The sequence below is a fragment of the uncultured Campylobacter sp. genome, assembly GCF_938030785.1.
Lineage (GTDB): Bacteria > Campylobacterota > Campylobacteria > Campylobacterales > Campylobacteraceae > Campylobacter_B.
In genome coordinates, this window is sequence record NZ_CALHIK010000133.1 from 1 (window position 1) to 1,853 (window position 1,853).

The 1,853-nt window shown below is 53.3% G+C and carries 2 protein-coding genes; both read left to right on the forward strand.

The features are described from left to right. Nucleotides 1-745: chorismate synthase (locus Q0438_RS07515; protein ID WP_299189815.1), on the forward strand; the 745-nt coding region annotated here is incomplete at its 5' end. A gap of 127 nt (nucleotides 746-872) precedes the next feature. Beyond that, the coding region (locus Q0438_RS07520) for a GNAT family N-acetyltransferase (protein WP_299189817.1) at nucleotides 873-1,853 on the forward strand (981 nt) is incomplete at its 3' end.

Sequence of the window (1,853 nt, forward strand, 5' to 3'; positions counted from 1 at the left end):
CGCGCGCGAAACCGCCGTGCGCGTGGCTGCGGGGGCGTTCGCGCAAATCCTGCTAGATCACTTTAAAATTTCCGTAAAAAGCGGGGTTTGCGGCGTGGGCGAAATTTACGCGGAAAATTTAGACTTCGACTTTGCGCAAAACAGCGAAATTTTCGCACTCGATCCCGCTGTGGAGAGCGCGCAAAAGGAGTTAATTCTAAGCGTCAAAAATGCGGGCGATAGTATCGGCGGCTGCGTGCTAACTCGCGTTACGGGCGTGCCTGCTGGGCTTGGCGAGCCGCTGTATGGTAAGCTGGATGCGGCGCTTGCGGGCGCGCTGATGGGCATAAACGGCGTAAAGGCTGTGCAGATCGGCGCGGGAGTGAAGGCGAGCACGCTAAAGGGCAGCGAAAATAACGATTTCATGGGCGCTAGCAAAAATTCGATCCGCACCAACGGCGGCAAGATCGGCGCAAATTTTGCGAGTAACAACGCGGGCGGGATTTTAGGCGGCATAAGCAGCGGCGCGCCGATCGAGATTGCGACGCATTTTAAGCCCACTCCGAGCATTTTTATGGCGCAGCGCAGCGTGGACGTGCACGGTGCGGACGCGATCTGCGAGCTGCGCGGGCGGCACGATCCGTGTATCGCCGTGCGCGGCAGTGTCGTAGCTACCGCAATGGCGCGGCTGGCGATCGCCGATGCACTGCTACTAAACGCGAGCGCGACGCTGGGGAATTTGAAGCGAATTTACGGCGAGGATTAAATTTAGACGAGCGCCCTTAAATTTTGCGAAATTTCATTAAATTTAAGGGCCGAGCGATGAAATCCCCGCGAGCGAGGCGGGCAAATTTTAAATTTACGCGGTAGGCCTATCGCGACAAGGAGAGCTAATGAGACTTGAGCGTATCGGCGAGGATTCGGCGCTGATCGCGCGCATAGAGGCGATCAACGTCGCAGCGTTCCCCGAAATCGAGCGTATCAGCATAAAAAATTTCTTAAAAATGTCGCGCAAAGGACAGCTTGAAATCGCGGCAATTTTCGAGGATTTTAGTATCCTGGTCGCTGGCGGCGCGACTGATAAGCATTACGCGGCGGCGAGTGAAAATTTATGCGTGGGATCGCAAAATCGCAGCGAAGCGAGCCAAAATCGTGGCGCTGCGGGTAAAAATTCCAATGCGGATAACTGCGGCGCGGCAGAATTTAACTCTTTGAATTCTAAAAATCGTGCTGCGACTGATAAAAAATCCGATACGGCGAGCAAAAATTCAAACGCGACGGCGCAAAATTTAAGCGGCGAGGAGCTCGTTGGGTTTTGCGTCTATAGGACCGAGCAAACCTACAAGCGCGCGGTTTTGAACCACAAACAGCCACCGCTTCGCCTAAATGCGGATAAAATTTTAAGATCCAAAGCCCATAGCGGCGCGGATGATGAAATTCCAGGCGGCGAAATAAAATTTTCAGAAGCAGAATTTTCAAACGATACGATTGGTAAAATCGCATACCGAAAAACGCAGTCTTTTAGCGGCGATGAAATTTTAAATGTGGGCGCAGATAGCAAAATTCCGATCGACGAGGACCGTTTGATTTGCGGTGCGGGCGGCAAAATTTTATCAAGCGCCGGAAGGGATGAAATTTCATTAAACGCCGCGGAGAGCAAAATTTCATCAAATGTCGCAGAAAGCGAAATTTCGCGCTACGATGAGAGCGAAATTTCAAGCGGCGGGGATGGCGGGATTTTTTACGTGGCCTACCTCGGCATCGATGCGAAATTTCGCGGGCTAGGGATCGGCTCAAGGCTGCTCGCGCTCATCGTCACGCAAAATCCGCGCGCGCAAATCGTCCTTGACGTCGAGCCGCCGCACGAGGACGCG